This is a genomic window from Sphingomonas sp. UBA978 (genome assembly GCF_002292295.1).
GTDB lineage: Bacteria > Pseudomonadota > Alphaproteobacteria > Sphingomonadales > Sphingomonadaceae > Sphingomonas.
Map to the genome: position 1 here is coordinate 298,472 of NZ_DBBS01000021.1, position 13,409 is coordinate 311,880.

A 13,409-nucleotide genomic window follows, 5' to 3' on the forward strand; every position below is an offset into this window, starting at 1 on the left:
GGTCAGGCCGGTTCGCCGACGATCGTCTTCAGCTCCATGAAGTCGGCGATACCGTATTTGCCGCCCTCGCGGCCGTTGCCGGATTGTTTGTAGCCGCCGAACGGCGTGCCGCTGGGGCCGCTCCAGGCGTTGATCGTGACCAGCCCGGCGCGCAGGCGCGGCGCGACCCGGGCGGCGGCGGCGGGGTCGCCGGAGATGGCGGCAGACAGGCCGTATTCGGTGGCGTTGGCAAGCGCGATCGCCTCGTCCTGCGTGCCGTAGCGGGTGATCGTCGCGACCGGGCCGAACGTCTCTTCGCGCGCGATCCGCATGTCGGGCGTCACGTCGGCGAAGACGGTCGGGCGGATGTAATAGCCCGCGTTGCGGCCGTCGGGCCGGCCCGGACCGCCGGTGACCAGCGTCGCGCCCTCGTCGATCGCCGACTGGATCAATTCCTGGATCTTGTCGAACTGCGCCTTGTTGACGACGGGGCCGATGTGCGCGCCCATCTCGGCGGGGTCGCCGATCGGCGTCGCCTCGAAGATCGCCCGGGCGACCTGCGCCGCCTCGTCCGCCTGGCTTTCGTGGACGAGCAGGCGGGTGGGGGCGATGCAGCTCTGCCCCGAATTGGCGAGCACGCCCTGCAAGGTCGGTGGCAGCACCGCGGCGAGGTCGGCGCCCTCCAGCACCAGATTGGGGGCCTTGCCGCCCAGTTCCTGATGAACGCGCTTGACGGTCGCGGCGGCGGCCTGCGCCACCGCGATGCCGGCGCGGGTCGATCCGGTGAAGCTCACCATATCGACGTCGGGATGCGTCGACAGCGCCGCGCCGACGGTGGGACCGTCGCCGTTGACGAGGTTGAAGACGCCCGCCGGAACGCCGGCGTCGTGCAGGATCTCGGCGAGGATCAGCGCGCAGCTCGGCGCTTCCTCGGACGGCTTGAGCACGATCGTATTGCCGCCGGCGAGGGCGGGGGCGACCTTGGCGCAGATCTGGTTGAGCGGCCAGTTCCACGGCGTAATCATCGCGACGACGCCGATCGGTTCATGGACGACGCGCGCCTTGCCGACCTGTTCGGAGAAGGTGAATTCGCGGAGCGCCTTCACCGCCCCCATGATGTGGCCGAGCCCGGCGGGCGCCTGCGCCGCCTGCGCGAAGCCGATCGGCGCGCCCATTTCCTGGCTGACCGCCTTGGCGAGATCGGGAATGCGCGCCTTATACGCCTCGACGATGCGGTCGAGCAGGTCGGCGCGCTCGTCCGGGCTGGTCTGCGAGAAGCCGTCGAACGCCTTGCGCGCGGCGGCGACCGCCTTGTCGACGTCGGCCTGCGTGCCGAGCGTGATCGTCGTCACCGGCTGTTCGGTCGACGGGTCGATGACCTGATGGCTGCGGCCGCCCTCGCTGGGGACCCAGGCGCCGTCGATGTAGAAGTCTTGGGCATGCATCGCATCGCTCTCCATATATGTTTGCCAGCGGTGTGCGGCGCGGCGGGAACAGTTGCAACCCGAAACGCGTATGCCCGGACGAGCAAAAGGAAAAGCGGCCGATGAGCGAACGGGTAGCGCGGATTGAACGGACGGGCGGTCCGGAAGTGATCGAATGGGTCGACGTCGACCTGCCGCCGCCGGGGCCGGGCGAGGTGCGGATGCGGCATCGCGCGGTCGGGCTGAACTATATCGACACCTATCACCGCCGCGGCATCTATCCGATCGACCTGCCCGCCGGGCTGGGCAGCGAAGCGGCGGGCGTGGTCGAGGCGGTCGGCGACGGCGTCGCGGATTTTGCGGTCGGCGATCGAGTCGGCACCTTCGGGCCCGCGCGCGGCGCCTATGCGACCGCGCGCAACGTCGCCGCGACGCAATTGCTGCACCTGCCCGACGACGTCGACGACGAGACCGCGGCGGCGCTGCTGCTGAAGGGCTGCACGACCGAATTGCTGGTCGAACGCTGTGCGCGGGTCGAGGCGGGGCAGACGGTGCTGGTCTGGGCGGCGGCGGGCGGCGTCGGCCAGTTGCTGGTCGGCTGGCTGAAGGCGATCGGCGCGACCGTGATCGGCACGGCGGGATCGGCGGACAAGGCGGCGCATGCCCGCGAAGCCGGTGCCGATCATGTCATCCTGCACCGTGACGAGGATGTCGCGGCGCGGGTGCGCGAGATCACCGGCGGGCAGGGCGTCGCCACGGTGTTCGACGGCGTCGGCATGGCGACGTGGCAGGCGACGCTGGCGGCGGTCGCACGGCGCGGGCTGATCGTCAGTTACGGCAATGCCGGCGGGCCGGTGAACGGCATCGACCTGGGTATACTGGCGGCGAAGGGATCGCTGTTCGTCACGCGGCCAACGCTGTTCGACTATTACGTCACCCCCGAGGAGCGCCGCGCCGGGGTCGAGCGCGTGTTCGCGATGCTGCGCGAGGGGGCGATCCGGCCGGCCATCGGCCAGCGGTTCGCGCTGGAGGATGCGGCGGCGGCACACCGGGCGCTGGAGGCGGGGGAGACGCACGGGAGCAGCATCTTCACCGTCGATTGATCCGCCGGTCGTCAGGGCCATTGCGGGATCGCCCGACGGCTGGGATAAGCAGGAACGTTGCGTCGGCGCGGGGGTGTCGGCGCCCTGCGATGGGAGCGGCGGGACATGGGGGTCTGGGGATCGATGCGGGTGGCGGCATTCGCCGGCGCGATGCTGGCGACGGCGGGAGTCGGCGCGCAGACCGTGCCGCCGGCCGATCCCGGCGCGGCCGCCGACCCGATCGTGGTCGAGGGCCGGGCTCTCGCGGACGAGGTGAAGACCCGGGCGCTGGCCCGCGCGATCTCGCCACGCGTCGGCTTCGACCAGCCGCTGGCGCGCTTCACCGATCCGGTCTGCTTCGCCACCGCGGGGCTGCCGTTGCCGATGCTGCGGACGATCGGCGCCCGGCTGGCCGAGAATGCCGATGCGGCGGGGATCGCGCTGGCCGGGGACGGCTGCACGCCCAACATCCTCGTCATGTTCGTCGACGACAGCCGGGCGGAGGCGGAGCGGCTGATGAAGCGCAGGCCCTGGATGTTCCGCGATTACCAGCCGAGCGAGATGCGCGAGATCCTGAAGGAGCCCGGGCCGGTCCACGTCTGGAGCGTCAGCGAGGTGCGCAGCCGCGATGGCGATCGCCTGTCGCAGAGCACCGACGGGCCGCCGACGTTGCAGGTGCCGATCGCGACGCGGATCGGGCTGGCGATCCGTCGCGACATGCTGTCGACGGTGATGCTGGTCGATCGCAAGGCCGTGCTCGGCCACAGCCTGCAGCAGATGGCGGATTATGCCGCGATGCGGACGCTGGCGATGATCCGTCCCAAGGGCGCGACCGGCGGCGACACGATCCTGACGCTGTTCGATCCCGCCGCGGCGCCGCCGACGGAAATGACCGCCTTCGACCGCGGCTATCTGAAGGCATTGTACGATGGATCGGGCACGCAGCGCGGCGCGACCAAGGTGGCGATGATCGCCCGCAGCATCGTCAAGGCTGCGGATAAGGACCGGACGGACGCACCGGCCGGCAAACCCGCCGATGGCAAGGGTGCCGGGGGCAAATGACCATCGGCGCGCCGGGCCAAATGACGTCGCAAATGACGTCCCAAATGACGTCTTTGTCATCGCGATGACGTGATCGCGCCATCGGCCGCGGTGCAAGGCGGTCGGCGGAGTGTCGTCTATGTCTCAATTGCCCGTGTTCTTCGATGCCAGCGGTCGGCGCAAGCGGCGGTTCACGCTCGGCGTGGTCGCCTTCGTGCTGCTGCTGGTGCTGTCGGTCGCCGCCTTCGCCGTGTCGATCGGGGCGGTGCCGGCCGCGCCGCTGCTGCCGGTCGAGGCGGAGCACCATATGCTGCACCGGCTGTCGCCGCCGCATGGCGTGATCCGCCGCGCCAAACGGGGGCTAGACTATTATGCCGGCCGCCTGTTCGGCACCGGGCGGGGCAAGGCGGGGGCGTCGGGCAATCCGGCGCTCGCCATCGCCTTTCACACCCCATGGGACCCGTCGAGCGCGGCGAGCCTCGAACGGCATGTCGAACAGCTCGACTGGGTGATCCCCGGCTGGGTGTCGGTGACGGGCTCGGATCACCGCATCACCGTGTTCCGCGACACAGCGGGGCGGAGCATCCTCAACCGCGCGGTGCATCGGCCGGTGATCGTGCCGATGATCCAAAATGCGATCGGCGGGACATGGGACGGGGCCGGCACCGCCGCGCTGCTCGCCGACCCCCGCGCGCGGGCCGCGCTACTCGACCGGCTGGTGCCGTGGCTGGCGGCGAACCGCGCGGGCGGCGCCTTCTTCGACTTCGAGGATCTGCCGGCGGGCGCGCAGGGCAACTACCGGACGTTCCTCGGCGAGGCGCAGCGGCGGTTCGCACCGCGCGGCTGGGTGGTGGCGATCGCCGCGCCGGTTGGCAATCCGGACTGGGACCTGCCCGCCTATGCGCGGGTCACCGACAAGATCTTCCTGATGGCCTATGACGAGCATGAGACCGCGGGGCCGGCGGGGCCGATCGCGTCGCAGCGCTGGTTCGCAGAAAAGGTCGCGACCGCGGCGCGCGGCATTCCCGCGGCGAAGCTGGTCGTGGCGGTCGGCTCCTATGCCTATGACTGGCACGACAGGGGCGGCGACGCGATGAGCGTCGACGAGGCGTGGCAGGCGGCGCGCGATTCGGCGACGGTGCCGGTGTTCGACCGGGCCAGCGGCAACAGCGGCTTCGCCTATTCGGACGGCGACACGCGCCATGTCGTCTGGATGCTGGATGCGGCATCGGCGTACAACCAGATCGCCTTCCTCCACCGCGCCGGGGTCGGCAGCGTCGCGCTGTGGCGGCTGGGGTCGGAGGACCCGGGCCTGTGGGCGCTGTTCGGGCGCGACCACCGCACCCTGCCGCCGCCATCGGCGATCGATGCGATCCCCGCCGGCACCAACGTCGATATCGAGGGGGCGGGCGAGATCCTGAAGATCGGCGCGACCCCGGTCGCGGGCGCGCGCCACGCCGTCGCCGGCACGGACGGGATGATCGGCGACGTCCGGTTCCTGCGGCTGCCGTCGCAATATGAGGTCGACCGTACCGGCTATCGCCCGCGCCAGCTGGCGCTGACCTTCGACGACGGTCCCGATCCGACCTGGACGCCGCAGATCCTCGACGTGCTGAAGCGCGAGGGCGTGCCGGCGACCTTCTTCATCGTCGGCGAGAATGCGCTGACCCAGCGTCCGCTGCTCCAGCGGATGGTGGCCGAGGGGCATGAGATCGGCAGCCACACTTATACCCATCCCAATCTGGCGACGGTGTCGCCCGAACAGGTGCGGTTCGAACTCAACGCCAACCAGCGCCTGTTCCAGGCGTTCACCGGCCGGTCGCTGCGCCTGTTCCGCGCGCCCTATTTCGGCGATGCCGAGCCGACCACCGCGGACGAGATCGTGCCGGCGCTGCAGGCGCAGGAGCGCGGCTATGTCTCGGTCGGGCTGCACGTCGACCCCGGCGACTGGAAGCGGCCGGGCGTGCAGTCGATCATCGACGCGACGATCGCGCGGGTGACGAGCGCGCCCGCGCATTGCGACGGCGATTCGGATGCCGATTGCAGCCGCAACATCATCCTGCTGCACGATGCCGGCGGCAACCGCGCGCAGACGGTCGCGGCGCTGCCGGTCATCATCGACCGGCTGCGGGCGCTGGGCTACAGCTTCGTCCCCGTCTCGACGCTCGCCGGCATTTCGCGCGAGGCGGCAATGCCGGCGATCTCTTCGAGCGACCAGCTGGCGGCGCGCGCCGATCTTGCGCTGTTCACCACGCTGGGCGGGCTGGTGGTGGCGCTGCACTGGCTGTTCGCCATCGCGATTACTGTCGGCATCCTGCGCGCGCTGGCGCTGTCCGGCCTGGCGCTGGTACAGGCGCGGCGCGAGTCGCGCACGGTGTTCCCGGCGATCGATCCCGACCGGTTCGTCACGGTGATGATCCCCGCCTATAACGAGGAGCGGGTGATCGAACGCGCGGTGCGCGGCGTGCTCGCCAGCACCGATGTGCGGATCGAGGTGATCGTGATCGACGACGGGTCGAAGGACGCGACCTCCGCCGTCGTCGCCGCCGCCTTTGCCGACGATCCGCGCGTGCGGCTGCTGACGCTGGAGAATGGTGGCAAGGCGCGCGCGCTCAACACCGGGCTGGAGGTGGCGAAGGGCGAGATCGTCATCGCGCTGGATGCCGATACGCAGTTCGAACCGACGACAATCGCGCGGCTGGCGCGCTGGTTCGACGATCCGGCGCTGGGCGCGGTCGCGGGCAATGCCAAGGTCGGCAACCGGGTGAACCTCATCACCCGCTGGCAGGCGCTGGAATATATCACCGCGCAGAACCTCGAGCGGCGCGCCTTTGCCCGGCTGAACGCGATCACCGTCGTGCCGGGTGCGGTCGGCGCGTGGCGGCGCGCGGCGATCGCGGAGGTCGGCGGCTATCCGCACGACACGCTGGCGGAGGATCAGGACCTAACCATCGCGATCCAGCGCGCCGGCTGGCGGGTGCAATACGACCAGTACGCCGTCGCCTGGACCGAGGCGCCAGAGACGATGCGCGCGCTCGCCAAGCAGCGGTTCCGCTGGGCGTTCGGCACGCTCCAATGCCTGTGGAAGCACCGTTCGGCGATCGGGCGCAGCGCCCCGCGTGGGCTCGGCTGGGTCGGGTTGCCGCAGGCGATCGTGTTCCAGATCCTGCTCGCGGCGATCAGCCCGATCATCGACCTCGCGCTGCTGGTCAGCTTCCTCGTCACCTATCTCGACGTACAGGCGCACGGTTGGGCGCAGACCAGCCATGACGTCTATACGATGCTTGCCTTCTGGATCGTGTTCACCGCGATCGACCTGCTGGCGGCGACGATCGCCTTTGCGCTGGAGCGGCGCGAGCGGTGGCGGCTGCTGTGGCTGCTGATCCCGCAGCGGATCGGCTATCGTCAGGTGATGTATTATGTGGTGCTGAAGGCGATCGCGCAGGCGCTGCGCGGCCCGATGGTGGGCTGGGGCAAGTTGCAGCGGACCGGGCGGGTGACGTCGGGGTGAGGGAAGCCGCTGGCACTTGGCCCGGTGGCCGGATAGAGCCGCGCACGGGATCCCCAGCGAAAGTGCGATCATGTCGTGGAAGGCCATGCTGCTGTTAACGGGGCTGTGTGAGAGTGGCGGCCTGCAAGCGCAGGAGGCGGTCGTCGCGACCGGCGTATGCGCACGTCTCGCACCGCAGACCGGGTTGAAGCAGCAACGTGACGGAACGTGGCGCGCGAACATGCTGGGTGGTATCGGCGCCACGCTGTTCGGCGGCACGACCGGCGCGTCCTTCCTGGTCGGACCGATCGAGGGATCGACGGCGGACCAGCATTTCGAAAAGGCCTGTGCGCAGATGGGGGCCGAGATCGGCTGCAATCTGGTCGAGCCGGCGAGGATTACGATCGGGACCAAGAGTGGCAATGCCTCCGCCGATGTCGCTGCCGGGGAGACGGCGCATGTCGGCATGAAGGGGCGCTATCTGACGTGCCGCGAAGGTAACTGACTTCCGGGGCTCGCGATTCGCCGGTCGCGTTGCAGGACGGGCGCTGTATACGGCGGGATATAACCGTTCCCGTCGAGGTGCCGTCATGATCCGGTCGTTGGTGTTCGCCCTGTCGTTGTCGTTTGCCGTCCCTGCCGCAGCGCAGACGCGCGCACCGCTGGTGCTGGCGGCGGCGAGCCTGCAGGAATCGCTGACCGCCGCGGCGGAGGCGTGGGCGAAGGCGGGGCATCCAAAACCGGTGCTCTCGTTCGCGGCGTCGTCGGTGCTGGCGCGGCAGGTCGAGGCGGGGGGCGGCGCGGACCTGTTTGTCTCCGCCGATCAGGAATGGATGGACGCGCTGGCCGCCAAGCGGCTGATCGTCGCGAACACGCGGGTGACGTTCCTCGGCAACCGGCTGGTCGTCGTCGCGGCGAAGGGCAATCCGGTGCGCATCCCCGTCCGTCCGCCCGCCGCGCTTGCGCGGGTGCTGACGGCGGGGCCGCTGGCGATGGCGGACGCGCCGGTGCCGGCGGGGCGCTATGCCGAGGCGGCGTTGCGCAGCCTCGGCGTGTGGACCGCGGTCGCGCCCAAGGTGGTGCGCGGCGACAGCGTGCGTGCGGCGCTGGTGCTGGTCGAGCGCGGTGCGGCGCCGCTGGGGATCGTCTATGCGACCGACGCGCGCGCATCGAGCATGGTGCGGATCGCGGGTGTGTTTCCCGCATCCAGCCACCCCGCGATCACCTATCCGATCGCGCGGATCGCCGGTTCGCGGAACCCGGAGGGTGAGGCGTTCCGTCGCTTTCTGGTCAGCGCCAAAGGCAAGGCGATCTTCGTCCGCTACGGATTCACCGCGCGCTGATGCTGTCGGCGGAGGAATGGACGATTCTGACGCTGTCGCTGAAGGTCGGCGGCGTCGCGATGGCGGCGGTGCTGCCGCTCGCCTTCGCGCTCGCCTGGGTGCTGGCGCGCGCGCGATTCCCGGGCAAGCTGCTGCTCGATGCGGTCGTACACCTGCCGCTGGTGGTGCCGCCGGTGGTGACGGGCTGGGTGCTGCTGCTGGCGTTCGGGCCGAACGGGCCAGTCGGCGGCGTGCTCGAACGCTGGTTCGGCGTCACCGTGCTGTTCCGCTGGACGGGTGCGGCGATCGCGGCGGGGATCATGGCGCTGCCGCTGATGGTGCGTGCGATGCGGCTGTCGATCGAGGCGGTCGACCGGCGGCTGGAAAGCGCGGCGCGGACGCTGGGGGCGGGGCCGGCGCGGGTGTTCTGGACGCTGACGCTGCCGCTCAGCCTGCCCGGCGTGCTGGCGGGTGCGGTGCTCGGGTTCGCGCGGTCGATCGGCGAATTCGGCGCGACGATCACCTTCGTCTCCAACGTGCCGGGGCAGACGCAGACGCTGCCGCTGGCGATCTATTCGGCGTTGCAGCAGCCGGGGGCGGAGGCGATGGTGTGGCGGCTGTCGGCGATCTCGGTGGCGCTGAGCCTCGTCGCGCTGGTCGCGTCGGAACTGCTCACACGGCGTGTGAGGCGGGGGCTGCATGTCCTTTGACATCCACGTCGAAAAGCGGCTGGGCGAGGCCGCGGTCGCGCTCGACCTGACGGCGGGCGCGGGGCTGACCGTGCTGTTCGGCCCGTCGGGGATCGGCAAGACCAGCATATTGAACATGGTTGCCGGGCTGCTGCGGCCCGACCGGGGGCGGATCGCGGTCGCCGGGCGGGTGCTGTTCGACGCCGCGGCGGGGTTGGACATCGCGCCGGAGCGGCGGCGCGCGGGCTATGTGTTTCAGGAGCCGCGGCTGTTCCCGCACCGGCGGGTGCGCGCGAACCTGCTGTACGGCGCGCCCGACGACGGCGCGCTGGCGGCGACGGCGGCGATGCTGGGCATCGGCCACCTGCTCGACCGCTGGCCGCGGACCCTGTCGGGCGGCGAGGCGCGGCGGGTCGCGATCGGCCGCGCGCTGCTGAGCGATCCCGCCTTCCTGCTGCTCGACGAGCCGCTCTCGTCGCTCGACCGCGCGCGGCGGGGCGAGATCATGGACGCGATCCTGCGCGTCCGCGACGAGGCGGGCCTGCCGATCCTGATGGTGACGCACGACCCCGAAGAGGCGGAGCGACTGGGGACGCGGATCGTGCGGATCGACTGACCTCAGGCCAGCTCGAATTCCTTGCGCTCGCCATTGGTCGAATCGGTCGCCACCCAGACATGGAAGGTGCCGGGCTCGACCACCCACTGGCCGTCCATCCAAAAGCGCAGATCCTCGCGCGACAGCGTGAAGCGGACCTGCTTCGACTGGCCGGGCGCCAGCGAGACGCGCTGGAACCCCTTCAGTTCGCGGATCGGCCGGGTGTGGCTCGCAACGACGTCGTGGATGTAGAGCTGCACCACCTCGTCGCCGGCGCGCGTGCCGGTGTTGGCGACGGTCGCGGTCACTTCGATCCGGTCGCCCATCCGCGTCGGCACGACGACGTTCGACACGGCGAAGCTGGTGTAACTGAGGCCGTGGCCGAACGGGTACAGCGCCTCGTTTTTGGTTTCGCGATAGCGCGCCTTGTAATCCTGCGCGCCGGTTTCGGGCGCGCCGCGGCCGGTGTTCTTGTGGTTGTAGAAATAGGGTTGTTGACCGCTGAAATGCGGGAAGCTGGCCGACAGCTTGGCGGACGGATTGACCTCGCCGAACAGCACGTCGGCGATGGCGTTGCCGCTCTCGGTGCCGAGGAACCAGGTCGCGAGGATCGCGGGCGCATCCTTCACCGCGCCCTCCAGCGCGAGAGCGCGGCCGTGGCGCAGCAGGACGACGACCGGCTTGCCGGTGGCGGCGAGCGCCTCGGCCAGTGCCATCTGCGCGGGCGGCACGGTGACCGAGACGCGCGCCTGCGCCTCGCCCGACATCAATTGCGTCTCGCCGATCGCGAGCAGCACGACATCCGCCCCGCGCGCGGCGGCGACCGCCGCGTCGATGCCGCCGGGGATCGCCGCCTCGACCTCCGACCCCTTCACCACCGTCACGTTCGCCTTGCGGTTGCGCAGGCCGGCGGCGATCGAGACGTTCAGCTTTGCGTCCGACATGAATGCCCAGGTGCCAACGACATTCTCGACATCCTCGGCAAAGGGGCCGACCAGCGCGATTTTGGCGTTCTTCGCCAGCGGCAGGACGTTGCCCTCGTTCTTCAGCAGCACGATCGAGCGCGCGCCCGCCTCGCGGCTCAGCTTGAGCATCGCGGGGGTCGAGACGCTGGTCCGCTCCGCCTTCTGGCTGACCGATCGATAGGGATTGTCGAACAGGCCGACCTGTTCCTTCAGGTGCAGCACGCGGCGGACGCCCTCGTCGAGGCGTGCGATCGGCACCTCGCCCTTCTCGACCAGATCGGGCAGCCACAGATTGTAGAGGTTCGACTGCATGGCCATGTCCATGCCCGCCATGAACGCCTTCTTCGCGGCGTCGCGGCCGTCCTTCGCATAGCCGTGCGCGATCAGCTCCTCGTCCGCGGTATAGTCGCCGACGACCATGCCGCCGAACGTCCATTGCCCGCGCAGCAGGTCGGTCATCAGCCAGCGGTTGCCCGACGCGGGCACGCCGTCGATGTCGTTGAACGCGCTCATCAGCGTCGCGACGCCGGCATCGACCGCCGCCTTGAACGGCGCGAGATGCACCTCGTGCAGCGTCGACGGGCTGATCTCGGTGAAGTTGTACTCCATGCCGCCCGACACCGCGCCATAAGCGGCGAAATGCTTGGCGCAGGCGGCGACGCGGGTCGGGTCCTTGAGATCGGTGCCCTGGAAGCCTCGGACGCGGGCGACGCCGAGTGCGATGCCGAGATACGGGTCCTCACCCGATCCTTCGGCGACGCGGCCCCAGCGCTGGTCGCGCGCGACGTCGACCATCGGCGCGAAGGTCCAGTGGATGCCGAGCGCGGTGCTCTCCAGCGCCGCGGCGCGGGCGGTGCGCATCGCGAGGTCGGGATCGAAGGCGCAGGCCTCGGCGATCGGCAGCGGATAGGCGGTGCGCAGCCCGTGGATGACGTCGCCGGCGAAGATCAGCGGGATCCTGAGCCGCGTCTGCATTGCCGCGTCCTGCGCCGCCTTCGCGCCTGCATAGCCGACGCCGTTGAACAGCATGCCGATCGCACCCGTCCTGATCCGCGCGAGCTGTTCGCTGGCGCCGCCGGTGGCGAGGCCGGGATTGAACGGCACGCCGATCGGACGGATCTGGTCGGAGAAGCACGACAGCTGCCCCGCCTTTTCCTGCGGCGTCATCCGCGCGATCAGGCTTTCGATCCGGTTGCTCTGCGCGAGCACCGGGGCGCCGAGCGTCAGCCCGGCGATGGTGGCCCCGCCGCTGAGGACCTGACGGCGATCGAGGATGGCGGGCATGACGGGGTCTCCTGGCGCGTTTCTGTCGTTGCGGAAACGGCTAGACCGCGCGTCCGGTCGGGGCAACCCGCCCGGGCGCATTGCCGAGCCCCAGTTGCTGTTGCATCTGTTCCAGCGGAACGCCTTTGGTCTCCGGGAAATAGAGCAGCACGACGACGAACTGAAGCGCCATCATCGCCGCGAAGAACAGGAACGGCGCCCCGGCAGAATATGCGGCGACCGCGGGGAAGGCGGCGGCGATCACCGCATTGAGGCCCCAGTGCGTGCTCGCGCCAACCGCGCTGCCGCGGCTGCGCACCGAGGTCGGGAACACCTCCGAGATATAGACCCAGATGACTGCGCCGGTGCTGGGGGCGAAGAAGGCGATGAAGTTGATGAGAGCGGGGAGGAGCAGCCACGAGGGGATCGTGCCGAGCAGCGACAGACCGCCGACGAGCAGCGATGCGGCCATGCCGAGGCTGCCGACCATCAGTAGCGTCCGGCGGCCCAGCCGGTCGATGAGGAGCATGCCGACGAAGGTAAAGATGCCGTTGACGATGCCGATGATGATCGCCTGCACGTCCGCCGACAGTGCGGTCGACGAACGCGAGAAGATGTCGTTGAGATAATAAAGGAACGCGTTGATGCCGGAGAGCTGGTTGAAGCCGGCGACGAGCATCGCGAGCAGGATCGGCTTGCGGTGCAGGCGCCACGACAGGCGTTCGCCCACCGGCTGTCCGGCGAGGTCGGCGTGAACGCCGGCGATCTCGTCGTCCGCCAGCGTACCGGGCATGCCGATACGGGCGAGCGAAGCCTTCGCCTCCGCATCGCGGCCGTGCATGACCAGCCAGCGCGGGCTGTCGGGGATACGGAACAGCAGGCCCATGAACACCAGCGCCGGCACCGCGGAGATGCCGAGCTTCCACCGCCACGCGACGTCGCCGGGCTCGACCGCGGCGATGATCGCGTTGGAGACATAGGCGAGCAGGATGCCGAAGATCACCATGAACTGGAAGGCGGCGACGAGCTGGCCGCGGCGCGACGGCGGGGCGATCTCGGCGATATAGACCGGCGCCAGCACCGACGATCCCCCGACCGCGAGGCCGGCGAGGACACGGAACAGCACCAGCGACCCCCAGTCCCAGGCGAAGGCGCAGCCGATCGCCGAGACGACGTAGAAGAGCGCGAGGATGCGCAACGTGTCGCGGCTGCCGTAGCGATCGCCGGGAATGCCGGCGAACAGCGCGCCGACCAGCGTCCCCCACAGCGCCGCCGAGACGGTGATGCCGAGCCAGCCCGGGGTGAGCGCATATTCGCGGGTCAGCGCGTCCGTGACGCCGGAGATGACCGCGGTGTCGAAGCCGAACAGCAGACCCGCGAGCGCCGCCGTGGCGATACAGGCGAGCAGCCCGGGATTGAGGATCGAGGGCTCGCGGCCGGCTGTCTGCGTCGCCAAGGCGGGTTCCTTATCTGGTTACCGCGGCACAACGCCCGGGATCGGCGGCGGGGTCAACGGGGTTCGTCGTTCGCTGCGGGGCGGCGACGGCGGCGGCGTCCGT

Annotated in this window: 10 protein-coding genes; 7 read left to right on the forward strand and 3 right to left on the reverse strand. The window is 70.1% G+C overall.

Annotated features, from left to right (window positions below):
- Nucleotides 1-2: 2 nt before the first annotated feature.
- Complete coding sequence (locus B2515_RS16455; RefSeq protein ID WP_293878180.1) at nucleotides 3-1,424, reverse strand: aldehyde dehydrogenase family protein; 1,422 nt, start codon at nucleotides 1,422-1,424, stop codon at nucleotides 3-5.
- 101 nt (nucleotides 1,425-1,525) lie between these two features.
- Here B2515_RS16455 and B2515_RS16460 point away from each other — a divergent pair, with 101 nt between their 5' ends.
- The 7 genes from B2515_RS16460 to B2515_RS16490 all read left to right on the forward strand — a co-directional run bounded on the left by B2515_RS16460 (nucleotide 1,526) and on the right by B2515_RS16490 (nucleotide 9,643).
- On the forward strand, nucleotides 1,526-2,506 hold the full coding sequence (locus B2515_RS16460; protein ID WP_293878182.1) for a quinone oxidoreductase family protein: 981 nt from the start codon (nucleotides 1,526-1,528) through the stop codon (nucleotides 2,504-2,506).
- Nucleotides 2,507-2,611: 105 nt separating this feature from the next.
- Entirely contained in the window at nucleotides 2,612-3,547 is a 936-nt protein-coding gene (locus tag B2515_RS16465) for a hypothetical protein (protein ID WP_293878184.1), read from the forward strand.
- Nucleotides 3,548-3,665: 118 nt separating this feature from the next.
- Nucleotides 3,666-7,037: a polysaccharide deacetylase family protein gene (locus B2515_RS16470; RefSeq protein ID WP_293878185.1), complete on the forward strand. Its 3,372-nt coding sequence runs from the start codon at nucleotides 3,666-3,668 to the stop codon at nucleotides 7,035-7,037.
- A gap of 85 nt (nucleotides 7,038-7,122) precedes the next feature.
- Nucleotides 7,123-7,521 (forward strand): hypothetical protein, encoded by a 399-nt coding sequence (locus B2515_RS16475; RefSeq protein ID WP_293878186.1) that lies wholly within the window; start codon nucleotides 7,123-7,125, stop codon nucleotides 7,519-7,521.
- Between the two features lie 85 nt (nucleotides 7,522-7,606).
- Nucleotides 7,607-8,359 carry a molybdate ABC transporter substrate-binding protein gene (gene modA / locus B2515_RS16480; RefSeq protein WP_293878187.1) on the forward strand — a complete coding sequence of 251 codons (753 nt, stop codon included), beginning with the start codon at nucleotides 7,607-7,609 and terminating at the stop codon, nucleotides 8,357-8,359.
- Nucleotides 8,359-9,048 carry a molybdate ABC transporter permease subunit gene (gene modB, locus B2515_RS16485; RefSeq protein WP_293878189.1) on the forward strand — a complete coding sequence of 230 codons (690 nt, stop codon included), beginning with the start codon at nucleotides 8,359-8,361 and terminating at the stop codon, nucleotides 9,046-9,048. Before modA ends, modB begins: the two co-directional genes overlap by 1 nt.
- Nucleotides 9,038-9,643 carry an ATP-binding cassette domain-containing protein gene (locus tag B2515_RS16490; protein WP_293878191.1) on the forward strand — a complete coding sequence of 202 codons (606 nt, stop codon included), beginning with the start codon at nucleotides 9,038-9,040 and terminating at the stop codon, nucleotides 9,641-9,643. The genes modB and B2515_RS16490 overlap by 11 nt, the downstream gene beginning before the upstream one ends.
- 2 nt (nucleotides 9,644-9,645) lie before the next feature.
- Here the strand turns inward: B2515_RS16490 and B2515_RS16495 are convergent, their stop codons facing one another.
- Both B2515_RS16495 and B2515_RS16500 read right to left on the reverse strand, forming a co-directional pair.
- Nucleotides 9,646-11,871: a glycoside hydrolase family 3 N-terminal domain-containing protein gene (locus B2515_RS16495; RefSeq protein ID WP_293878193.1), complete on the reverse strand. Its 2,226-nt coding sequence runs from the start codon at nucleotides 11,869-11,871 to the stop codon at nucleotides 9,646-9,648.
- Between the two features lie 40 nt (nucleotides 11,872-11,911).
- Nucleotides 11,912-13,306, reverse strand: coding sequence for a sugar porter family MFS transporter (locus B2515_RS16500; RefSeq protein WP_293878195.1), 1,395 nt, complete (start codon nucleotides 13,304-13,306; stop codon nucleotides 11,912-11,914).
- Nucleotides 13,307-13,409 lie beyond the last annotated feature (103 nt).